The sequence below is a fragment of the Actinopolymorpha cephalotaxi genome, assembly GCF_013408535.1.
Taxonomy (GTDB): Bacteria; Actinomycetota; Actinomycetes; order Propionibacteriales; family Actinopolymorphaceae; genus Actinopolymorpha; species Actinopolymorpha cephalotaxi.
The window spans coordinates 3,363,039-3,384,529 of the sequence record NZ_JACBZA010000001.1 but is presented as its reverse complement, the minus strand read 5'-3'; the positions used below and the strand labels follow the sequence as shown (position 1 = coordinate 3,384,529).

Annotated in this window: 15 protein-coding genes; 9 read left to right on the top strand and 6 right to left on the bottom strand. The window is 70.7% G+C overall.

Features of this window, described 5'->3' with window-relative positions; genetic code table 11:
• Positions 1-132: 132 nt before the first annotated feature.
• From FHR37_RS14845 to FHR37_RS14825, 5 genes are all read left to right on the top strand, one after another.
• Positions 133-3,903, top strand: a complete 3,771-nt coding sequence (locus tag FHR37_RS14845) for a nitrate reductase subunit alpha (RefSeq protein ID WP_092888105.1) — start codon at positions 133-135, stop codon at positions 3,901-3,903.
• Complete coding sequence (gene narH / locus FHR37_RS14840; protein ID WP_175542755.1) at positions 3,903-5,660, top strand: nitrate reductase subunit beta; 1,758 nt, start codon at positions 3,903-3,905, stop codon at positions 5,658-5,660. Before FHR37_RS14845 ends, narH begins: the two co-directional genes overlap by 1 nt.
• On the top strand, positions 5,657-6,355 hold the full coding sequence (narJ, locus tag FHR37_RS14835) for a nitrate reductase molybdenum cofactor assembly chaperone (protein WP_202818327.1): 699 nt from the start codon (positions 5,657-5,659) through the stop codon (positions 6,353-6,355). Before narH ends, narJ begins: the two co-directional genes overlap by 4 nt.
• Entirely contained in the window at positions 6,352-7,125 is a 774-nt protein-coding gene (gene narI / locus FHR37_RS14830) for a respiratory nitrate reductase subunit gamma (protein ID WP_092887820.1), read from the top strand. The genes narJ and narI overlap by 4 nt, the downstream gene beginning before the upstream one ends.
• Positions 7,126-7,273: 148 nt before the next feature.
• On the top strand, positions 7,274-7,984 hold the full coding sequence (locus tag FHR37_RS14825; protein WP_092887818.1) for a polyamine aminopropyltransferase: 711 nt from the start codon (positions 7,274-7,276) through the stop codon (positions 7,982-7,984).
• A 7-nt stretch (positions 7,985-7,991) separates the two neighbouring features.
• Here FHR37_RS14825 and FHR37_RS14820 read toward each other — a convergent pair whose 3' ends face one another.
• The 3 genes from FHR37_RS14820 to FHR37_RS14810 form a co-directional block, all read right to left on the bottom strand.
• Positions 7,992-8,981, bottom strand: a complete 990-nt coding sequence (locus FHR37_RS14820; protein ID WP_092887816.1) for an Acg family FMN-binding oxidoreductase — start codon at positions 8,979-8,981, stop codon at positions 7,992-7,994.
• A 97-nt stretch (positions 8,982-9,078) separates the two neighbouring features.
• Positions 9,079-9,612 carry a DoxX family membrane protein gene (locus FHR37_RS14815; RefSeq protein WP_202818325.1) on the bottom strand — a complete coding sequence of 178 codons (534 nt, stop codon included), beginning with the start codon at positions 9,610-9,612 and terminating at the stop codon, positions 9,079-9,081.
• Between the two features lie 291 nt (positions 9,613-9,903).
• On the bottom strand, positions 9,904-10,557 hold the full coding sequence (locus FHR37_RS14810; RefSeq protein WP_092887812.1) for a response regulator: 654 nt from the start codon (positions 10,555-10,557) through the stop codon (positions 9,904-9,906).
• Between the two features lie 189 nt (positions 10,558-10,746).
• On the opposite strand from FHR37_RS14810, the gene FHR37_RS14805 reads away from it, so the two are divergent.
• Both FHR37_RS14805 and FHR37_RS14800 read left to right on the top strand, forming a co-directional pair.
• Positions 10,747-12,333 carry a sensor histidine kinase gene (locus FHR37_RS14805; RefSeq protein WP_175542754.1) on the top strand — a complete coding sequence of 529 codons (1,587 nt, stop codon included), beginning with the start codon at positions 10,747-10,749 and terminating at the stop codon, positions 12,331-12,333.
• Positions 12,334-12,497: 164 nt separating this feature from the next.
• Positions 12,498-13,043 carry a GAF domain-containing protein gene (locus tag FHR37_RS14800; RefSeq protein ID WP_092887808.1) on the top strand — a complete coding sequence of 182 codons (546 nt, stop codon included), beginning with the start codon at positions 12,498-12,500 and terminating at the stop codon, positions 13,041-13,043.
• Between the two features lie 80 nt (positions 13,044-13,123).
• On the opposite strand, the gene FHR37_RS14795 is transcribed toward FHR37_RS14800, so the two are convergent.
• Genes FHR37_RS14795 through FHR37_RS14785 form a run of 3 tightly spaced genes read right to left on the bottom strand, consistent with a single transcriptional unit; the run spans position 13,124 to position 19,492 of the window.
• Entirely contained in the window at positions 13,124-14,158 is a 1,035-nt protein-coding gene (locus FHR37_RS14795; protein WP_092887805.1) for a hypothetical protein, read from the bottom strand.
• Positions 14,155-18,855, bottom strand: a complete 4,701-nt coding sequence (locus FHR37_RS14790) for an ATP-binding cassette domain-containing protein (protein WP_092887802.1) — start codon at positions 18,853-18,855, stop codon at positions 14,155-14,157. Before FHR37_RS14790 ends, FHR37_RS14795 begins: the two co-directional genes overlap by 4 nt.
• A gap of 55 nt (positions 18,856-18,910) precedes the next feature.
• Positions 18,911-19,492: a DinB family protein gene (locus tag FHR37_RS14785; protein ID WP_092887799.1), complete on the bottom strand. Its 582-nt coding sequence runs from the start codon at positions 19,490-19,492 to the stop codon at positions 18,911-18,913.
• Between the two features lie 155 nt (positions 19,493-19,647).
• Between FHR37_RS14785 and FHR37_RS14780 the strand changes: the two genes are divergently transcribed.
• Together FHR37_RS14780 and FHR37_RS14775 are read left to right on the top strand one after the other, a co-directional pair.
• On the top strand, positions 19,648-20,589 hold the full coding sequence (locus FHR37_RS14780) for a UbiA prenyltransferase family protein (RefSeq protein ID WP_175542753.1): 942 nt from the start codon (positions 19,648-19,650) through the stop codon (positions 20,587-20,589).
• 190 nt (positions 20,590-20,779) lie between these two features.
• Positions 20,780-21,346, top strand: coding sequence for a dihydrofolate reductase family protein (locus tag FHR37_RS14775; protein WP_092887793.1), 567 nt, complete (start codon positions 20,780-20,782; stop codon positions 21,344-21,346).
• Positions 21,347-21,491: the final 145 nt, after the last annotated feature.

Here is a 21,491-nt window from a genome sequence, read left to right as displayed (position 1 = left end):
CAGGTCGCGGCCGGCACCCGCGTCCGGCCACGACGGCAACGCTGTCACAGAGCGCGGCGGTTTGCCTACCGTTCGGTCCGGCGTGGCGGTACTTTGGCCGGACTGGCGAGCCCCGGGGTGAGGTGGACCGACGTGGAACACGATGGTGCGCGCAGCAACGGTTCCCGGCGACAGGACGCGGCGACCGACGGGGCGGCCGCCGACCTGCTGTTGCGGTCGGGCAGGTTCTTCACCCGGCGGGAGACCTCCGCGGACCTGCGGGCCGTCTACCGGCACGGCGGCCGCGAGGGCGACGTCTTCTACCGAGACCGGTGGAGCCACGACAAGGTCGTCCGTTCGACCCACGGCGTCAACTGCACCGGCTCCTGCTCGTGGAAGGTGTACGTCAAGGACGGCATCATCACCTGGGAGAGCCAGCAGACCGACTATCCGTCGGTGGGCCCGGACTCCCCGGAGTACGAGCCACGCGGCTGCCCTCGGGGAGCGGCGTTCTCGTGGTACACCTACTCGCCGACCAGGGTGCGCTACCCGTACGCCCGCGGTGTCCTGGTCGACCTGTACCGCCAGGCGAAGGAGCGGCTCGGCGACCCGGTGCTGGCCTGGGCCGACGTCGTGGGTGACCCCGAACGCCGCCGCAGCTACCAGCGGGCCCGCGGCAAGGGCGGCCACGTGCGGGTCTCGTGGGACGAGGCGGTGGAGCTGGTCGCCGCCGCCCACGTGCACACCATCAGGGCGTACGGGCCGGACCGGATCGCGGGCTTCTCGCCGATCCCGGCGATGTCGATGGTCTCCCACGCGGTGGGTTCGCGGTTCGTCGAACTCCTCGGCGGGTGCATGACGTCCTTCTACGACTGGTACGCCGACCTGCCGGTGGCATCGCCGCAGGTGTTCGGCGACCAGACGGACGTACCCGAGTCCGGCGACTGGTGGAACGCCGCCTACCTGCTGATGTGGGGGTCGAACGTCCCGGTCACCCGCACGCCGGACGCGCACTGGATGGCCGAGGCGCGCTACCGCGGCCAGAAGGTGGTCGCGGTCTCACCCGACTACGCCGACAACACCAAGTTCGCCGACACCTGGCTGCCCGCGCAGCCGGGCACCGACGGCGCGCTGGCGATGGCGATGGGGCACGTGATCCTGCGGGAGTGTTTCGTGGAACGCCGGGTGCCGTTCTTCGTCGACTACGTGCGCCGCTTCACCGACCTGCCGTTCCTCGTGACGCTGCGGGAGCACGAGTCCGGCGCGGGTCTCGTACCCCACAAGCTGTTGCGCGCGGCCGACCTCGGCGACCACGGCGAGGGGGCGGAGTGGCGGACGGTGCTGATCGACGGGCGTACGGGCGAACCGGCCGTCCCGAACGGCACCCTCGGCGACCGTTGGACCGCGTCCGGGGAGGGCCGGTGGAACCTCCACCTGGACGGCATCGAGCCACAGCTCACGTTGCTGGGGCGGGATGCCGGTGACGCGGAGAACGTCGAGGTCCTGCTGCCCCGCTTCGACCTCTCGGCGGGCAGGGGCGGCGACGAGGCCCGGCAGGACGACTCGATCCTGCGGGACGACTCGATCCTGCGGCGGGGAGTGCCCGCCCGCCGCGTCGGGGAGCACCTCGTGACGACGGTGTTCGACCTGATGCTCGCGCAGTACGGCGTCTCCCGCGCCGGCCTGCCGGGGGAGTGGCCGACCGGTTACGACGACCCCTCCCAGCCGTACACCCCGGCGTGGCAGGAGCCGCTCACCTCCGTACCGGCCAAGGCGGCGACCCGCGTCGCGCGGGAGATGGCCCGCAGCGCGGAGCGGTCCGGCGGCCGGACGATGATCATCATGGGCGCGGGAATCTGCCAGTGGTTCCACGGCGACGCCACCTACCGCGCGATCCTGGCACTGCTGCTGCTCACCGGGTCGATGGGCCGCAACGGCGGCGGCTGGGCGCACTATGTCGGGCAGGAGAAGTGCCGCCCGGTCACCGGGTGGGCGACGCTCGCCGGGGCGACCGACTGGCAGCGCCCGCCGCGGCAGATGATCGGTACGGCGTACTGGTACACCCACACCGACCAGTGGCGCTACGACGGCTACCGCGCCGACGCGCTCGCGTCCCCCCTCGCCCGCGGCGACCTCGCCGGTCTGCACACCGCCGACACGCTCGCCCTGTCCGCCCGGCTGGGCTGGATGCCGTCGTACCCGCAGTTCGACGCGAACCCCCTCGACCTCGCCGACGAGGCGGCGGCCGCGGGGGAGGACGCCACCGAGCACGTGGCCCGGCGGCTCGCCGACGGCGATCTCCACTTCGCGGCGGAGGACCCGGACGCCCCGGCCAACTGGCCGCGCTGCCTCACCCTGTGGCGGGCCAACCTGCTCGGCTCCTCGGCGAAGGGCAACGAGTACTTCCTGCGGCACCTGCTCGGCACCCACTCCAACCTCCGGGCCGACGAGACACCGGAGGAGCGCCGGCCCCGGGACGTGCGATGGCGTGCGGAGGCCCCCGAGGGCAAGCTCGATCTCCTGCTGGCGCTGGACTTCCGGATGACGAGTTCCACGCTGCTCGCCGACGTCGTGCTGCCGGCCGCCACGTGGTACGAGAAGCACGACCTGTCCTCCACCGACATGCACCCGTTCGTGCACGCGTTCAACCCGGCGATCGACCCGCCCTGGCAGGCGCGGACCGACTTCGACGCGTTCACCGCGATCGCCCGCCGGTTCAGCGAGCTCGCCCGGACCCATCTCGGCGTACGCCACGACGTCGTGGCGACCGCCGCCCAGCACGACACACCGGGGGAGACCACCAGCACCGGCGGCACCGTCCGGGACTGGCGGACCGGGCAGGTCCCGGCGACGCCCGGGGCGACGATGCCGGCCCTCACCGTCGTCGAACGCGACTACACCGCGATCGCGGACAAGCTCGCGACCCTCGGGCCGCTGGCCGAACGCCTCGGCCTGCCCACCAAGGGAGTGACGTTCCACCCCGACGAGGAGGTCGAACGGCTCGGCCGGGTCAACGGCGTCATGCTCGGCGGCGCCGGCGACGGGCGCCCGGCCCTGGACACCGACGCCAGGATGGCCGAGGCGATCCTCGCACTGTCCGGCGCGACCAACGGCCGGCTCGCGGTGCAGGGCTTCCGTACGGCAGAGCGCCGGGTCGGCCGGCCGCTCGCGCACCTGGCCGAGGGCAGCGAGGAACGCCGGATCACCTTCGCCGACACCCAGGTCGCGCCGGTGCCGGTGATCACCAGCCCGGAGTGGTCGGGCAGCGAGACCGGTGGCCGGCGGTATGCCGCGTTCACCACCAACGTCGAGGAGGGCAAGCCCTGGCACACCCTGACCGGGCGGATGCACTTCTTCCTCGACCACGACTGGATGCACGAGTTCGGTGAGGCGCTGCCCATCTACCGCCCACCGCTGGACATGGCGAGCCTCTTCGGCGAACCGGCGCTCGGACCCGACGGATCCAGACAGGTCGTCGTCCGCTACCTCACCCCGCACTCGAAGTGGTCGATCCACTCCGAGTACCAGGACAACCTCTTCATGCTCACCCTGTCGCGCGGCGGCCCCACGGTGTGGATGAGCCCGGCCGACGCCGCCACCGTCGGCGCCCGCGACAACGACTGGGTCGAACTCGTCAACCGCAACGGCGTGATGGTCCTGCGGGCGATCGTGTCCCACCGGATGCCGACGGGCACGGTGTACGTCCACCACGCGCAGGAACGCGTCGTCAACGTACCGCTCGTGGAGTCCACCGGTCGCCGGGGCGGGATCCACAACTCCCTCACCCGGATCCTCGTCAAACCCACCCACCTCATCGGCGGCTACGCCCAGCTGTCGTTCGGGTTCAACTACTTCGGCCCGACCGGCAACCAGCGCGACGAGGTGACAGTGATCCGCCGGCGCAGCCAGGAGGTGACGTACTGATGGCAGCTTCGACCGGTGCCCCGTCGTCGATCGGACGTTGCATGGCCCAGCTCGGCATGGTGATGAACCTCGACAAGTGCATCGGCTGCCACACCTGCTCGGTCACCTGCAAGCAGGCGTGGACCAACCGCAGCGGCACCGAGTACGTCTGGTTCAACAACGTCGAGACCCGGCCCGGGCAGGGCTACCCGCGCTGCTACCAGGACCAGGAGCGCTGGAAGGGCGGCTGGGTCCGCACGTCCCGCGGCCGGCTGCGGCTGAAGGCCGGCGGTCGTTTCCGCAAGCTGGCCTCGATCTTCGCCAACCCGGTGCTGCCGGACATCCGCGACTACTACGAACCCTGGACCTACGACTACGACACCCTGACCTCCGCACCGCTCGGCGACGACTTCCCGGTCGCCCGGCCGAAGTCCCTGCTGTCGGGGAAGGAGACGAAGGTCGAGTGGAGCGCGGCGTGGGACGACAACCTCGGCGGCGGGGCGGAGGTCGCGGACGCCGACCCGATCGTGGAACGGGTGCGGCGGCAGGCGGAGGACCGGATCCGGTTCGAGTTCGAGCGCACGTTCATGTTCTACCTGCCGCGGATCTGCGAGCACTGCCTCAACCCGTCCTGCGTCGCGTCCTGCCCATCGGGGGCGATGTACAAGCGCAGCGAGGACGGCATCGTGCTGGTCGACCAGGATCGCTGCCGTGGTTGGCGGATGTGCGTCACGGGCTGCCCGTACAAGAAGGTCTACTTCAACCACCGCACCGGCAAGGCGGAGAAGTGCACGTTCTGCTATCCGCGCGTCGAGGTCGGCATGCCGACGGTGTGCTCGGAGACGTGTGTGGGCCGGCTGCGCTACATCGGGCTGTTCCTCTACGACGCCGACCGGGTAGCCGCGGCCGCGTCGGTGGCCGACGAGAAGGCGTTGTACGAGGCACAGCTCGACGTGCTGCTCGACCCGAACGATCCGGAGGTGGCCGCGGCCGCGCGCCGGGACGGCATTCCCGAGGACTGGCTGGACGCCGCCCGGCGCTCCCCGGTCTACGCACTCGCCAAGGTGCACCGGGTCGCGCTGCCGCTGCATCCGGAGTTCCGCACCATGCCGATGGTGTGGTACGTCCCGCCACTGTCGCCGATGGTCGAGGCGATCAGCGAGACCGGCCACGACGGGGAGGACCTCGACAACCTCTTCGGCGCGATCGACGCGCTGCGCATCCCCGTGGAGTACCTCGCCGAGCTGTTCACCGCGGGCGACCCCGGGCCGGTGCGCGACGTGCTGCGGAAGCTGTCCGCCATGCGTTCGTACATGCGGGCGGTCAACCTCGGCGATCCTCCCGACGAGTCCGTCGCCCGGGCGGCGGGCACGACGGGCGCTGATCTCACCGCGCTGTACCGCCTGCTCGCGGTGGCGAAGTACGGCGACCGGTACGTCATCCCCACCGCGCACGAAGGGGACGCGCAGCAACTGGAGGAGCTCAGCTGCAGCCTGGACTACGACGAAGGCCCGGGCATGTATGCGAGCGGTCCGTTCGGTGAGGCGTCCGGGCGGCCCACACCGGTCTCGGTGGAGACGTTCCACGCGCTGAAGGACCGGCAGACGAGCGAGGGACTCGCCGACCCCGAGCGCCGCCGCAGCCGGATCAACCTGCTCAACTGGGACGGCAAGGGCACCCCGTCCGGTCTCTTCCCGGCCCGCCGGACCGAGGATCGTGCCGAGGGCCGGACCGAGGACCAGGCCGGGGACGGGCACGGGGACGGGGGTGACTCGTGAAGCCCGGTGGGGCCCGGGGGACCGGCACCATCGGTGCGCGGGACGCCGCGATCGTCTGCCAGGCCGCGTCGATCCTGCTGCAGTATCCCGACGAGACGATCCGCGCGCTGGTGCCTGTCGTGGCGACTGCCGTACGTCAGCTGCCGACGGCGGGTCCCGCGGGTGAGCCCCGCGCAACGCTGACCGCCTTCCTCGACCACGTTGCGGCCGTGCCCGAACGCGACCTCGCCGAGCACTACGTCGCGACGTTCGACCGGCGCCGGCGCTGCTGCCTCCACCTCACCTGGTGGGCCGACGGGGAGACCCGCCGCCGGGGGCAGTCGCTCACCGCGTTCAAGGAGCGGTACCGCTCGGGCGGGCTGGACTTCGGCGGCGAGGTCGGGGAGGGCGGCGAGCTGCCCGACTACCTGCCCGTCGTCCTGGAGTACGCCGCCACCGGTGACGTGACCGACGGCCTTGCCCTGCTGCAGGAACACCGCGCGGGAGTCGAACTCCTGCGGCTCGCCCTGGTCGACGTGGGGTCGCCGTACGCCCGGGTCGTCGAGGCGGTCTGCGCCCTGCTGCCCGGGCCGTCTCCTGCCGACCGGGCCGCCGCACAGCGGCTGGCGAAAGCCGGGCCGCCCCAGGAGAGCGTGGGGCTCGAACCCTACGCCGCCCGCCCCGTGGCCGAGCCGACGGAGGGAAGGTCACGATGAACGTCCTCGCCTGGGCGGTTCTCCCGTACGTCACGCTGGCCGTGCTGATCGGCGGCACGATCTGGCGCTACCGCTACGACCAGTTCGGCTGGACCACGAGATCGTCGGAGCTGTACGAGTCGCGACTGTTGCGGATCGGCAGCCCGTTGTTCCACTTCGGGATTCTGGTCGTCGTGGTCGGCCACTTCATCGGCCTGGTCGTCCCGCAGTCCTGGACGACCGCGGCCGGGCTGACCGAGCACGGCTACCACGTGCAGGCGCTGCTGCTCGGCGGCGTCGCCGGGTTCGCCACGTTGGTGGGGATCGCGATCCTCATTTTTCGGCGCCGGACGACCGGTCCGGTGTTCATGGCCACCACCCGCAACGACAAGGGAATGTACGTCGTGCTCGTCGCGGCCATCGTCGCCGGACTGGCCACCACCCTCCTGGGTGCCGGCGTGGTCGGGCAGGAGCACAACTACCGGGAGACCGTCGCGCCGTGGTTCCGTTCGATCTTCGTCCTGCACCCGGACATCGACGCGATGGCCGGGGCACCCGTCCAGTTCAGGCTGCACACCCTGATCGGGATGCTGCTGTTCGCGATCTGGCCGTTCACCCGGCTGGTGCACGCGTTCACCGCGCCGGTCGGCTACCTCTTCCGGCCCTACATCGTCTACCGCTCCCGTGCGCCCCGTACGGCGAACCCGCCCCGCCTCACTCGGCGGGTGCGGTCCGCCCGGGCCGCGCACGCCGCGCCCGACAGCCCGAGGCCACACTCCAACGCGCGCTGATCTCACCGCGCGCACGTGGCCCCGGCACCAGGTGGGTACCCTCGCCGACGTGCCGCGTGGCGCCCTGAGCCGGTCGTCCGCGCCGTCGGTTTCCGATCAAAGGATGAGGCTTCGTCATGTACCACCCGCTCTCCACCCCCGTCGTCTCGTGAGCGCGCGGTTTGAGGAGCTGGCCTGGGCGGACACCCCGATGGGGGTGATCAGTCTGCGCCGCCGACTCGACCCGATGCTCAAGATCCAGGTGTACGAGGCCAAGCTCGGCGAGGAGTTCCTCATGTCGAGCCTGTTCACGGTGGGGGAGACCGAACTCGCGCACCTGGCTCTGGCCCAGGTGGAGGGCGAGGACCTGGACGTGATCGTCGGGGGGCTCGGGCTCGGCTACACCGCGCGCGCCGTCCTGACCGACCAGCGGGTCCGTTCGCTGACCGTGGTGGAGGCCCTGGCCGAGGTGATCGACTGGCATCAGCGAGGGCTGATCCCCGGTGCGGACGAGCTGACAGCCGATCCGCGGACGCACCTGGTGCACGGTGACTTCTTCGCCCTGGTGGACTCCGACGGCGGGTTCGATCCGCGGACGCCGGGAGGTCGTGTCGACGCGATCCTGCTCGACATCGACCACACTCCGCGGCACGTCCTGCACCCGCGGCACGCGCCGTTCTACACCCCGGACGGGATACGTCGGCTCGCCCGGCACCTGCGCCCCGGAGGCGTCTTCGCGCTGTGGTCCGACGACCCGCCCGACGACGCCTTCCTCGGCGTACTCGCGGAGGTGTTCCGCCAGGCCGACGCGCACGTGGTCACCTTCGCCAATCCGCTGACCAGGGGCGAGTCGGCCAACACCGTCTACCTCGCCAGGTGACCAGGTCTCACGGCGTTTCGTTGTCACGAAGAACGAAGGCCTCTGCCGGCCGCCGTGGCGTGGCCGCGACGGCTCGCCCGTGCCCGAGCCGGAGCACCGCCTGGGGAGCGGTCGGCCCGGCGCTCGGGGCGTACAGCAGTTCGCGAAACGGCTGGTGCTCGACCAACTGATTGAGCAGGGACGCGGCGAGGCCGTTGCGGGTGGCGACCAGGAGCACGCGTTGCAGAGCCTGGCCCGCGACCAGCCAGCTGCGGGGGCCGTCCTCCGCCGTCGCCAGCACCGCCAGTTGTGGGTGGTCCTCGAACCTCGCGGTACTGCGCGCCCGGTCGGCGGGATCGACGGCGAGGTCGCGGACTGGACTCGACAGCTCTGCCGGCCGGGGTCCGAGGGACGCCGACGGTACGCCGTCGCGGTCCCGATCACCGCCCACCCACGCGCCCCGCTCGACGATGCGGTGCAGGTCCTGTTCCTCGAAGCGGTCGGCATCGCCTGCCAGGTGCTGCAGCCAGCGCACCTGGTCCTCGTTCGCCCAGTACAGCCGTGCGCCTTCGGCGGCGGCCGCCTGCGCGAGTTCTGCTCGCACGGCCGGGGCGATGGCACGTTCCGCGTACGGGTGGCGGTTGGTCCGGCGGCTCGGGATGGACGGGAACAGGCCTGCCAGTTCGGTGCCCTCACCGCCTCCGGTGCCCAGGGTCAGCCGGACCGTCAGGGTGGGCCGGCCCGGGTCCGGGAGCAGGACTGTCGTCGTCGACAGCGCAAGCGTCGCCGCGGCGACCCGCAGGTTGAGGACGGCGGCACCCACCCCCAACATGGCCAGCCGCCCGTCCGGGTCCTCGGCGGCCAGCTCCCGGTCGATGTCGCGGTAGACCTCGACGGTGCGGTCCCGGAACGCGAACCGCCACGGCTGGGTGTTGTGCATCGACGGCGCCCGGATCGCCGCGCGGAGAAGGAGTTCACGTTCTTCGGCGGTCAGCTCCGGGCCCGGTGCGTCGTTCATCGGATCCCCCGTCGGTGGGCCAGGTGGGGTCGGGCCGGGTCGGACTCGTGGGTCGGGTCGGGTCGGACTCGTGCTCAGGCTGGACTCGTGCTCGGGTTCAGCTCAGCCACCGGTTGCGGTCGACGAGCCCGACCTTGGCCCAGGCCCCGCCGAGGCCCCAGACCGCTCCGGCGTTCGCGACGGCGAAGAGGACCAGGAGCAGGGCGTAGAGGAGGTGGTAGTCGACGAACGGATTCGTCGACATCGTGGGCGTACCGGCGGAGCTCAGGTGCGCCATCGGCCACTCCGCGGCCCACATCAACACCATCATGACCGAGCCCGCGACCGCGGCGAGGCGCAGTCCGACACCGGCGACGACGGCCACTCCGACTCCGAGAAGTCCCAGCATGAACAGCCAGTCGGCCCAGCCGGCGCCCGCCCAGCTGTGGAACACGGACTGGAACGGTCCCGCCTGGACTCCGCCGAGGAACCCCCTGGTGGGCGAGCCTCCGTTGAGCCAGGACCGCGCGGGCGGTGTGGCGTAGTTCCAGCCGAAGAGCTTGTCCGTGAACGCCCACAGGAAGACGAACCCCAGGCCGATCCGCAGGACGGCGAGGATCCGTCCGGTCCACGCCGACGGAGCGCCGGGCACGAGGCCGGTGGTCGCGGGGCGTGCTGCCGGCGGTGCCGACGGCGCCTGACTTGTCGGCGCGGGGCCGGTGGTCGACTTCTGCCTCGGCACCGAGCTGCGGTGACGGCAGGGTGTTTCGTGGCGGATGGTCATGATGGCCTGCCTTCTCCGTATGGGGATGAACCATGCACAAGAAGGATCTCGCCCGCCATCAGCCGATGCTGCTGGCAATGTCCCTTTCTGTCGTGGCCAAACGGCCCTGCTCCATGGCCCGTTCGGCCGGGCTCGTTCGGCCGGGCCAGTTCGGCAGGCTCAGTGGCTGGGTCGGGAGTTCTGGCGGAGTTCCACCGCGAACACGGCAGCCTCTGTACGGCGCTCCATGCCGAGTTTGCGCAGGATCGCCGAGACGTAGTTCTTCACCGTCTTCTCGGCGAGGAAGAGCTCCTTGGCGATCTGCTTGTTGGTCAGGCCGTCGGCCACGAGCTCGAGAATCTCGCGTTCCTTGTCGGTCAGCGTCGCGTACCTCGGGTCCTCCGGCGGGGGTTTGCGCAGCCGGTCGAGGACCGCCGCCGTCAGTGCAGGGTCGAGCATCGACCCACCGGCGGCGACGTGGCGGATCGCCGACACGATGGCTTCGCTGTCGATCTGCTTGAGAAGGTAGCCGGCGGCCCCGGCCATGATGGCGTCGAAGAGGGCCTGGTCGTCGGAGTACGACGTGAGCATCAGGCAGGCCGGCGGTGGCTCGGTGGCGGCGCGGATGTCACGGCAGACCTCGACTCCGTTGCCGTCGGGCAGACGTACGTCGAGGATCGCGACGTCCGGACGAAGCGCGGGCACCCGCGCGCGGGCCTGGGCCGCGGTGCCGGCTTCGCCGACGACCTCCAGGTCGGGCTCGTCGTGCAGCAGCTCACGGATCCCGGCGCGCACCACCTGGTGGTCGTCCACCACAAACACGCGAATCGTCATGGCGACAGCTTGGTGCATCACCACCCGTACGGAGAAGAGTTGTTCGCCTAGCCTTGGCGTGGGAGGAGAGCCATGACCCCCTACGACCCACAGGAAGAACGTGCGTCGCGGCAATGTGTGACGCCGACGCCACAAGGTGAAGGCGCCGGCGCCCGGCCCGGTGCCGAGAGCATGCTGCTGGATGCCGTCATGTCCGTAGCCAGCGGCGGCACTCTCGCCGCGGTCCTGGAACGCATCGTGCGACGCGCCGTCGATCTCGTCGACGCCACGTACGGCGCGCTGGGGGTGATCGGGCCGGACCGCACGCTGGCCGAGTTCCACTACGTCGGCATCGCCGACGACCTGCGCGCCCAAATCGGCGATCTGCCTACCGGCAAGGGAATTCTCGGACTCCTGATCGACGAGCCCCGGCCGATTCGGCTGCACCGGCTGAGCGGCCATCCCAGCTCGTCGGGTTTCCCGCCGAACCATCCGCCGATGGCGTCGTTCCTCGGCGTCCCGATCCGGATCCGTGACGAGGTCTACGGCAACCTCTACCTGACCGAGAAGACAGGTGGGGCGGAGTTCACGGCCAGGGACGAGGAGGTGGTGGTAGCTCTGGCAGCCGCCGCGGGAATCGCGATCCAGAACGCCCGGCTGTACGGCGAGACCAGCCGGCGCAGCCGTTGGCTCGCCGCATCCAGCGAGGTGACGAGCAGGCTGCTCGGCGGCGAGGAGTGGCTGGAGAGCCTGGACCTCATCGCCGAACGTGCCGCGGTCGTGGGCGAGAGCGACGTCGCGGTCCTGGCTCTGCCGGCGGACAACGGTGACGAGCTCGTCGTGCACGCCGCCTACGGCACCGGGGCTCGAGGCATGGCCGGCAGGGTGCTGCCGGTGGCGGGCACCTGGATGGATGCCGTCATGAACCGTGGAGTGCCTGAGCTGCGCCACGGCGACCTCGCCGAGATCGGCCGGCCCGAACCCGATCGGCCGAGCCCGGTCGAGAACGGCTCGGTGCTGGCGGTGCCGTTCGCCATGGCGCGGGAGAGGGCGGGGTTGCTTCTCCTGTGCCGCGCGGAGTCTCGTCCACCCTACGAGCCGGCGGACCTGGACATGGCCGGCAACTTCGCCGAGAAGGCCGGACTCGCGCTGCACTACGTACGTACGCAGGACGAGCGTCGGCGGCTCGCGGTACTGGAGGACCGCGACCGGATCGCGCGTGACCTGCACGACCAGGTGATCCAGCGGATGTTCGCGATCGGCCTCGGCCTGCAGGGAGTTGCGCGCAGGTCGACCCGTCCCGATGTGATCGAACGCATCCAGCGATACGTCGAGGACCTTGACGCCACCATCCGCGAAGTCCGCAAGGCGATCTTCTTTCTGCAGGAGGCCGGCGGTCCACCGACGCTGCGGCGCCGACTGCTCGACATCACCGACGAACTCGCCGTCCCGTTGGGTTTCGAGCCGCGGATCACCATGGACGGTCCGCTGGACACCGTTGTGCCCGAGTCGCTCCACCCGGACCTGCAGTCCGCCCTCCGTGAGGCGCTGACGAACGTCGCGCGGCATGCGCGGGCGACCTCGGTGGAGGTTCGCGTCGTCCTCGACGCCGCCAGCCGCAGGCTCGAACTCCATGTCGAGGACGACGGCATCGGCATCGCCGCGGACCCCGCACGCAGAAGCGGCCTCGCCAACCTCGCTCACCGTGCCGAGCGGCTCGAAGGCTCCTGCCTGTCCGAGCCCAGGTCCAGCGGCGGGACCCGGTTGGTGTGGTGGGTCCCGGTCCTGCGTGACTGACCTTCGGGGCAGCTCCTTGTCACCGGGTCGAAGGGCTTCCACATCCGTGCTCACGGAGTACATTCGATGCACGGTTGAGCATCCAGCCGCCCAGGGCGTTGGTTACGCCAGTACGAAGGGCGGCCGTCGTGCCAACTCCATTCGCCACCCCTACGCCTGCGGCCATGCGAGTTCTGGTGGCCGCCTTCGAGGATGTCGGCGGCAGCCGTCGTCCGGCCGGAGGCCTGCATCGTCTGGACGCGGTCGTCGAGATCGCCGTTCGGGTGCCGAGCGGACCGGTGTGGGCCAGCGTCACCCTGGCGAGTGCGGACCGGTTCTGGACCTGTGCAGCCAGCCATGAGAGTGCTCGTCAGGCGGACGAGGTGCAGTACGCGCTGGCCTCGGGCCCGTGTGTGGACGCCATCCTCGACGACATGGTGTACCACGTTCGCGACGTGGCACACGACCCCCGGTGGCCCGCCTTCGCACGTGCCGCGGCCCGCCCGCCGGTCGCCTGCATGCTCAGCTGTCCCATGGTGGTGATGCCCGTACCCGGCCGCGACCTGCGGGCGAGCCTGAACATCTACGCCGGCCGGCGGAGTGCCCTCGACGACGAGGCAGTGGGGTTCCTGCTGCTCCTGGCGGCCTACGGAGACCTGGTCGCCTCTGTCGTCGAGGACGCCCGCCGCCGCGCACGGGTTCGGGGGTTTGACTTCAGAGGACTGCTCTGAAGGGCCGCGTTCGGCCGACCTGTCCCGGCGGCGTTTCGTAGGCAGCCGGCACCCACCCTGGCGTGATTCGCAGGCTTGTGTCAGTAGCGGCGCGGTCCTCTTCTGTAGGGGGTGAAGGTGGCCGGGTCCTCGTTGCCGGTCCAGTCGCCGGCAGCGAGCCGGCGGAGGCTGCATTCGAGGTCGAACGTCAGCCAGCGGGACAGCTGCGGGTGGGCGTGGTGCGGCCAGAGGCCGTACGGCCCGCGCAGGCTCTCCAGGTAGGCGACCAGCTCTCGTACTCGCCGGTCCTCGGGGGAGACGCCGCATCGGGAGGCGAGGTCGAGGACGAACGCGGGGTCGAAGGTGACGTAGAAGGTGACCTGTCCCTGGTGGCGTTCGAGTCCGACCAGGCGGGAGACCTCCCAGCCGAGCGCCGACTCGTCTCGGGTCTCGCGGGCGAGGAGGTGGTCGACACCGATACGGGCGGTGTCGCTTCGGTTGCGGTCGGGGTGCAATGCGAGGCAGGCCACCGCCCCCGTCGTGGCCGAGCGGCACCCGGCGCCTCGGGTGAGCCGGCGGTACTCGGGTTCGGGTAGGGAGGGGCGGCCGTCCTTCCCGAAGTCCGCCTTCGGTCCGGCCGGCCAGGAACCGTCGGGTAACCGTACGCTTTCGAGCCAGTCGTAGGCGCGCTCGGCACGCGGGTCGGTGGCGAACCCGGCAGCGGCGATGCCCCGCAACGGCACGACGGTGTGCGTGGTGACGAACCGCGGTCCGTCGGACGGGGCGGACTCCCGAGGGGGTTCCCTCGTCGACGAGAGTGCGGGTCGCTCGTCCTCGTCGTCGAAGCCCACGGGCCAGGACCCGTCGGGCTGCTGCAGAGTGAACAGACTCTCGACCGCGGTGGCGAGTTCGGGTCCCCGATAGCCGAGGTGGGCCAGTCGGCACAGCAGGTATCCGGCGTTCAGCGGCCGGCGGGCCGTCGCCAGCTGCACCAGGAGCTGCCGGACGTTCTCGCTCCGGTCGATCTCGGTGCGCCAGGCCCTGACTTCCTCGTCGTCCTCCGGAGCGCCGTCGAGCTCGACCGCGGCGCGCCAGCGCAGAGACGGTGACGGGTCGGCGAACAGCAGCGCATTCATGCGAGGACCTCACGGACGTACGGCGCGGTTGCGGTGCCGGCCTCGGCGAGCTGTTCGGGCGTGCCGGCGAAGACGATCTCGCCACCGTCGGGTCCGGCGCCGGGACCGAGCTCGATGAGCCAGTCGCAGGTCGCGAGCAGGAGAGGATCGTGCTCGACGACCAGGATGGTGTTGCCTGCCTCGATGATCGTGTCGAGGGTGCGGGCGAGCACCGCGACGTCGGTCACCTGCAGGCCGACGGACGGCTCGTCGAGTACGTAGAGGCTGCCCGCCTTGGTGGGGCGGGCGAGTTCCTTGGTGAGCTTGAGCCGTTGGGCTTCGCCTCCGGAGAGGCTCCAACCGGGTTGGCGGACGATCAGATAGCCGAGGCCGAGCGCGACGGCGGCGTCACCGGCGCGGCGTACGGCGTCGATGTCGCCCCACTCCTGCAGGAGTTCACTGATGGTGAGGGCTTCGATGCCGGCGAGGGTTCGGCCCCGCTCGACGAGGGCGGCGACCTCGCGGCGGTAGCCGGAACCGCCGCACGCCTCGCAGGTCTGGGTCACCGACGGCAGGAACGACATGCCCTCCTGCCAGGTCCCCTTGCCGCGGCAGGCATCGCAGCCGTAGGTGAGGTCCTTGGTCGTGATGCCCTGCTCCCGAGCCACTTCACTCGCGGCGAACGCCTTGCGGACCGCGTTGACGAGTCCGAGGAACATGCCGGGGGAGGTGATCTCGGCGTGGGCCTGGTCGGCGACGACCGTGCGGGCGGGCGCGCCGGAGATGGCGTCGTGGAGCCCCGGCTGGACGCGGATGACGCCGACACCGGCGATGTTGGTCTTCGGTCGCGCCAAACCCAGCGCGATGGTGTCGACGACGAGTGAGGACTTCCCGGAGCCGGACACCCCGCAGACGCCGACCTGTACGCCGAGCGGGATCCGTACGTCGAGGCCGCACAGGTTGTTCTCGCGAGCACCGGTGACGTGCATCCACTCCGTCGTCTCGCGCCGCCGTTCGCGGCGAGGCACCGACACTCTTCCGTCGCGTACAGCCCGGGTGACCGACTCCTCACTCGCGAGGTCGACGACGCGCCCGCCGGCTCGTCCTGGACCAGGGCCGATCTCCAAGACGTCGTCGGCGGCGCGGATGAGGGTGGGGTCGTGTTCGACGGCGATGACGGTGTTGCCGGCGTCGCGCAGCTCGGTCAGGGTCTTGGCGAGTGCGCCCACCTCTGCCGGGTGCAGGCCGCGGCTCGGCTCGTCCAACAGGATGGTCATGCCGACGAGGCCGCCACCGAGCACCGACGCCAGCTTGACCCGCTGCGCCTCGCCCGCGGACAGCGACCAGGTCGCTCTGTTCAGGTTGAGGTAGCCGAGCCCGACCGATCGCAGGAAGCCGAGGCGATGCAACGCAACGGTGCGCGCGTCGGCCGCGTGCTGGTCGTCCGGCTCGGCCATCGACGTCAGTACGCCTTCGAGTTCGGCGAACGGCGCCGAGAACAGGTCGTGGCGGTCGCGACTCGCTAGACGGATCGCCAGGTAGGCAGCGCGTACCCGCTTGCCGCCGCACTCCCGGCAGGCGAACACCGTGGTCTCCGTGCCACCCAGGTCCGACTGGGCCCAGTGGTTCAGGCCCACCCGGGAGGTCTGGGAGAACTCGTCGGTGCTGTCGTGCTCGCCGAACAGCACCGCGTGACGGGCCTCGTCGCTCATCTTCGACCACGGCGTCGTACGCGGGTCGAATCGATGACGTCGGGCGGACGCGGCCAACGTCGCGTCGAACCCGGCGATGCCGGCGCGCCCGGCGCGGAACCAGGCCAGGCTGCCACCGAAGACGCCGGTGGCCAGCGGTACGTCGGGGCGAACGATCACGCGCTCCCAGTCGTACTCGCGCTCGACGCCGAGGCCCACGCACCGCGGGCAGACGGCGGCGGGCGAGCCCATGAGATGACGCGGCTCGATCGGCACCGCGCTCGTCGCGCAGTCGCCGCATGCCCACACAGCTTCCGGCGTCGGTGCGGAACGGCGAACGTTGTCGCCACCGCATGCGAGGCATGAGCGCACACCGGCGCGTGCCAGGACGAGGGAAATGAGGCGGTCGAGGTCGCTGGACCGGCCGACGGTCGTCCGGGCGGCATCCCAGCGACCGGGGCCTCCGGCGTCGGCAATCGTGCCGGAAGCGTTGATGGTCATCGTCGGGCCCAGCCCGCTGAGTGAGTCGACCGGAGCTTCCGGGCCTTCACGTACCGACTGGCGCTCGTAGACCGACAGGCACTCCAGCAGCCGCCGGTCGGCCTCGGCCGCCAGGACATCGCGGACCAGCGACGACTTTCCGGAGCCCGACACACCGGTCACGACCGTGAACCGGCCCTTGGCGAAGTCCACGTCGACACCCTGCAGGTTGTGGGCGCGGGCGCCCCGTACGCGTACGGCGTCGCTGGACCGCCGGCCGGCCCGCGGCGTGGCACGAGGCCTCACCGTCGGTTGTTTCTCGGCGACGGGAGGGCCGCAGTGCTGCAGCCGGCCGCCGGCTGGGCCACCGCCGGGGCCGAGGTCGATGCGCCAGTCGGCGGCGGCGATCACGTCGGCCTGGTGTTCGACGACGACCACCGTGCAGCCGTTGACCGTCAGCCTGTCCAGCACGGTCAGGAGCCGGCCCAGGTCGGCGGGGTGAAGCCCGGTGGTGGGCTCGTCGAGCAGTACGAGATCCCCGGTCCTGGCCTTGGTCACCTCGCGAGCGAGCCGTACGCGCTGCGCCTCGCCTCCGGACAGGCTGGGTGAGGGTTGCCCGAGCGTGACGTAGCCGAGCCCGACCTCCTGCAGGGTCCGGAGTACGCGCGTCACCGGCGGATGCTCGGCGAACAGCGCGGCGGCCTCGTCCACGCTCAACTCCAGCACGTCGGCGATCGACCGGCCTTGCCACGTTGATTGGAGGACCTCGGGCCGGTACCGGCTGCCCTCGCAGGTCTCGCACGGTACCCAGATGGGCGCCAGGTCGCTGAGGCCGACGGCGACCGACCCCATCCCCTCGCAGTCCGGGCAAGCCCCTTCGGGTCGGTTGAACGTGAACTCCGACGCCGGTCGCCCGGTCTCGTTCGCGAACACGTCGCGGATCCGGTCGAACACCTTCGTGTAGGTCGCGGGGTTCGAACGCGGGTTGTTGCCAAGAGGCTTCTGGTCGACGGCCACCGTGCGCACAGCCGGTGCGTCGAACGTGGCGCACCCCACCGGTGCGTGCTCTCGCAGGGAGGCCAGCAGCACGTCACGAGCGAGCGTGGTCTTGCCTGCTCCTGATGGGCCGGTGATGACGGTGAGTGCCCCGAGCGGGATCTCGCAGTCGACGTCGCACAGGTTACGCAGATTGGCGCCGGTGATGCCGACACGCCGATCCCCGATCGTGCGGGGCGTACGCGGGGCACGGGTCGACGCGGAGAAGCCGCGGCCGGACGCGGTGTCGGAGCGCCACAGCGCGGCGGGTGAACCCTGGAAGACGAGTTCGCCGCCGCCGCGTCCTCCGGCAGGGCCGATCTCGACCACCTCGTCGGCCATCGCGATGGCGGTGCGGTCGTGTTCGACCATCAGCACCGGGCCCGGCAACGACGCGATGGCGTCGAGGAGCCGCTCGAGATCGGTGTGGTGCAGCCCGATGGTCGGCTCGTCGAGGACGTGCAGCAGGTCCTCGAGCCGGCCTCCCAGCACGATGGCGAGCCGGGTCCGCTGCTCCTCCCCGCGTGACAGGGACGGCATCGACCGGTCGAGGCTGAGATGGCCCAGTCCCAGCGTGGCCAGCGGCCGCAGCCGCCGCAGCATCTCGTCTCGAACCCTCGCCGCGCGAACCCCGACCGGTAGCTGCTCGACGAACCGCAGCACCTCACCCACCGAGCGGGCCAGCAGTTCGGTCAGGGTGATGCCGGCGATGCGATGCGACGACGTGTCCACCTCCGCGTTGCGAAACGCCGAAGGCTCGAGTGGCCGAACCCACGCACCGCAGCTTGGGCAGATCGGCGCGCGCAGCACCGGCGTACCGCCCAGGCGTACCTCGGGCGTGCCCAGCGCATCGGCGTGCTCGAGCGTCGCACGGACCTCCGCGGCCGGCATTCCGGCGTGCAGGGTGGCGACCCGCACCACGATGTCGTGCGCCGTCGCCGGGTCGAGCCGAGGGATCGTGCTCGACCTCTTGGCCGCCCACCGCCGGCCGTCGATCGTCACGTGGTCGAAGACGCCGCGCAGGCCGCTGAGCAGGCGCGCATGACTGCCGTGCCGCCCGTGCACGATGGCGACCTCGACGGCGAGAGCGTTCGCGTCCTGGAGCATGTCCAGCGCGATCGTCAGCCGTTGTTCTTCCGGCACCGCGCGGACAGGTGTGGAACAGCGTGGGCAGGTGACGTCGGCGAAGCGGGCATAGAGAATCCGCACGAACGGATGAAGGCCGACCGACGTCGCCACCGTGGACGCGGGGTTGAGGTTGAGCACGTTCTGGGCGACCGACACCGCCGGCCCGAGCCCGTCGATGCGGCGGACGTTCGCGGCCGGTACGCGTGCCCGGCCCCGCCCGAGTGCGAGCGTCTCGACGAACCGCCGCCGCGCCTCGTTGTAGACGACATCGAACGCCAGCGAGGACTTCCCCGACCCGGAGACGCCGACGACGGCGGTCAACCCCGGGCCGAAGGTCACGTCGACGTCCCGCAGATTGTGCTCGGCGGCACCGGAAACCCTCAAGCCACTCTCCCTGCCTCTCGCTCGCGCGACCCTAGTGCCGGGCTGCCGCCGACCGCTACTGCCGTCCGGCGGCGGTGCGGGCAGCAGTTTCCAGGCGGGCCACCCATTCCCCCCAGTCCCAGTCGTCTGTGTCGGGGAGTGAAGTGGCGTTCGGCCTGCCTCCGGCCCTGCCGTCGATCAACTCGCGCACGATGTCGACATGCCCGACGTGGCGTGCGGTCTCCGACACCATCAGGACCAGAATCGCGCCGAGCGTCGTCTCCCGCTCACCTTCGTTCCACCACGGCACCGACCCGACCGCATCCAACTCCAGCGTCGCGATCGTCTCGTCCGCGTGTGCGCAGGCGCGGCGGTAGAAGCCCATGATGTACTCCGAGCTCTCGTCCGGGGTGGCCCACATGTCGGCGCCCTCCCAGACCGAACCATCAATGAAACAGGCAAGCTGCTCCGGAGCCGGGCGTCCGAAGACCTCGCCCAGGTAGCCGTACTCCTCCGCCGCGACGTGCTTCATCAGCCCAAGCAGGTTCGTACCCGTCGGGGTCATCGGCCTGCGCAGGTCGTACTCGCCCAGCCCTTCCAGCTTCCATACGAACGCCTCCCGGGTGGCGCGGAGGTTCGACCACAGCTTCTCTTTCATGCCGCGAACCTTCCCAGCCACCACCGACAGCCCGCTGGGACGCCAGGACGATGACGAGAAGGAAGGCACCAGCGGAGTCTGGAGTCCCTCCTACGGATGACGCACTCCCTCTCCTCGGGGACCCAAGCGGGCGCGACACGTTGAAGAGTCGACGCATGCACGCATCTCGCCAGGTCGTTCATGCCCGCCCACGGCCCGTCAGTGAACTCACAGTCGACACCGCGCGGTTGGGCACTCTCCGGACGCTGTTCGAGCTGACCCGTCCATGGTTCTGGCCGGTGTCGATGGTGCCGGTGGTCATGGGATTGTTCATCGCTCACCAGGCCCCGGGTGAACCCGCGGCCGGCCCGCAGCCCGGACGATATGTGGCGGCGCTGATCGCTGCCGGCCCGTTGCTGTGGGCGTCAGTACTGGCTGTGAACGACGCCTTCGACGTCGAGACGGATCGCCTCAACGAACGGCGCCGGCACTCACCACACGTACGAGGCCGGCTCGGAAGGCGACAACTCCTCGGGTGCGCGGCCTCCGCCGGGGGCGCGGCATGTCTGCTCGCGGCGTGGGGTGGTGGTTTGATCTTCACCCTCGGTCTGGCCGGGGTTCTGGCCCTCGGCTGGATCTACAGCGCACCGCCGGTTCGGCTGAAGGGCCGCCCGGTCTGGGACGTGGGATGCAACGCGCTCGCGGTGGGCGTGCTCGGTCCGATGGGCGGATGGTGCCTGACGCGGCCGGTCTGGGAGTACCCGGTTTCGCTTGCGATCACAGGCTTCCTGACCGCTGCCGCTCTGTACCTGCCGACCGTGGTCATCGACGTCGACGCCGACCGCGCAGCCGGAGTTCGGACCACCGCAGTGAGATTTGGCCCGGCCGTCGTACGGATTCTCGGGATCCTGTGCTGGACGGCGGCCGTGCTGCTCACCGTGTACCTGACCACGCGTGGAGAGGTACTGCCACGCCGGGTCCTCCCGGCACAGCTCACTCTCTCCCCGCTGCTGTGGCTGGCGTATGTGGTCCTCAGCCACAGACCGACGATCCGCAGACTGGCCGTCCTCTCCGCCGCGCTGGGGGTCGCGTTCGTCTTCTTGTGGATCCCTGCCTAGAACGCTCCGCCGATCGCCGGTCACGGCGCTGCTGCCCAGTAGAGGTGCCGGGTTGTGGTTCCCTTTCCGTACGCCCGACGGAGGCCCCATGAGAACTTTCTCCCGGCAGCCTGTCGGATCCTGGGACGGGCGTTCGTAGCAGAGGTGACAGGTTGGCCGGAGGAGGCCGCCGTTACGAGGAAGTGATGAGATGACGCGAACCCTGACCTTCGGCATGAGCGTGAGCCTGGACGGCTACGTCGCCGCGCCCGGAGACGACCTCGGCTGGGGCGTGCCGAGCGACGAGCAGTTCCAGTGGTGGTCAGATCGGGTGGCGGCGACGGGCCTTGCGCTCTACGGGCGCAGACTGTGGGAGACGATGAGCTCCCACTGGCCGACCGCCGACCAGCAGCCGGGCGCCACACCGGCGCATGTCGAGTTCGCCGGCCGCTGGCGGGACATGCCGAAGGCGGTGTTCTCCTCCAAGACCATCCCGGTCGACTGGAACGCCCGCCTGGTCACCGGCGACGCTGTCGCCGAGATCACCCGGCTCAAGTCCGAGGACGGCGGTCCGATGGACATCGGCGGCGCCACCCTCGCCGCGGCGGCGATGCGGGCCGGGCTGATCGACGAGTACGCGATCGTCACCCACCCGGTCCTGGTGGGCGGTGGGGCGCCGTTCTTCACGGCCCTGGACAACTGGGTGAACCTGAACCTGGTGGAGACCCGGACGTTTCCCGGCGGCGTACTCCTGACCAGGTACGAGACCAGGCGCTGAACTTGTGTGCCTCCCGGGCACCGATCATGCAGCCGTACGGACTCACCCTGGAAGGGGGGCGCTCACAACCGTGCCGAATCCGTGACAAGGGAACAATGCTTCGCCTGCGCGGGCGCTGCACCTCGCCAGTGCCGGATCCTGGGTA

Excerpts from the sequence above, each read along its gene's own strand:
- narH (WP_175542755.1), top strand. The coding sequence starts at position 3,903 with ATGGCAGCTTCGACCGGTGCCCCGTCGTCGATCGGACGTTGCATGGCC.
- narI (WP_092887820.1), top strand. The coding sequence starts at position 6,352 with ATGAACGTCCTCGCCTGGGCGGTTCTCCCGTACGTCACGCTGGCCGTG.
- FHR37_RS14820 (WP_092887816.1), bottom strand. The coding sequence starts at position 8,981 with ATGAACGACGCACCGGGCCCGGAGCTGACCGCCGAAGAACGTGAACTC.
- FHR37_RS14810 (WP_092887812.1), bottom strand. The coding sequence starts at position 10,557 with ATGACGATTCGCGTGTTTGTGGTGGACGACCACCAGGTGGTGCGCGCC.
- FHR37_RS14805 (WP_175542754.1), top strand. The coding sequence starts at position 10,747 with ATGTCCGTAGCCAGCGGCGGCACTCTCGCCGCGGTCCTGGAACGCATC.
- FHR37_RS14800 (WP_092887808.1), top strand. The coding sequence starts at position 12,498 with ATGCGAGTTCTGGTGGCCGCCTTCGAGGATGTCGGCGGCAGCCGTCGT.
- FHR37_RS14795 (WP_092887805.1), bottom strand. The coding sequence starts at position 14,158 with ATGAATGCGCTGCTGTTCGCCGACCCGTCACCGTCTCTGCGCTGGCGC.
- FHR37_RS14785 (WP_092887799.1), bottom strand. The coding sequence starts at position 19,492 with ATGAAAGAGAAGCTGTGGTCGAACCTCCGCGCCACCCGGGAGGCGTTC.
- FHR37_RS14780 (WP_175542753.1), top strand. The coding sequence starts at position 19,648 with ATGCACGCATCTCGCCAGGTCGTTCATGCCCGCCCACGGCCCGTCAGT.
- FHR37_RS14775 (WP_092887793.1), top strand. The coding sequence starts at position 20,780 with ATGACGCGAACCCTGACCTTCGGCATGAGCGTGAGCCTGGACGGCTAC.